Annotated in this window: 1 pseudogene; it reads left to right on the top strand. The window is 65.2% G+C overall.

Going from position 1 to position 345, the window contains the following annotated elements:
- Positions 1-345, top strand: a pseudogene (locus EN807_RS33505) (aminomethyltransferase family protein); the annotation flags it as partial.

The raw sequence follows: 345 nt of genomic DNA, 5'->3' as shown, positions 1-345 counted from the left end.
GACGGCGAGCCGCGCGAGGAGACGATCGGCTTCACCAGGCAGAACTGGTGGCACCCTGTCGGCCGCGAGGCGCGCATGCTGCGCGACAATGTCGGCATCATCGCCATCTCCAACTTCGCCAAATACGAGGTGAAGGGGCCGGGCGCCGAGGCCTGGCTGAACGCGCTTTTCGCCAACAAGATTCCCTCGCGGGTCGGACGATCCTGCCTGACGCCGCTGATCGGCAAGCGCGGCGGCATCGCCGGCGACTTTACCGTCACCAAGCTGGCGGAGGACGAGTATCGCGTCTTCGGCTCCGGCATGGCCGAGCGCTATCATCAGCGTTTCTTCAAGATGCTGCCCTTG

This window comes from Mesorhizobium sp. M5C.F.Ca.ET.164.01.1.1 (genome assembly GCF_004792125.1).
GTDB classification, from domain to species: Bacteria; Pseudomonadota; Alphaproteobacteria; order Rhizobiales; family Rhizobiaceae; genus Mesorhizobium; species Mesorhizobium wenxiniae.
The sequence above is the reverse complement of the archived record's forward strand: the minus strand, read 5'-3'. Positions and strand labels throughout refer to the sequence as shown.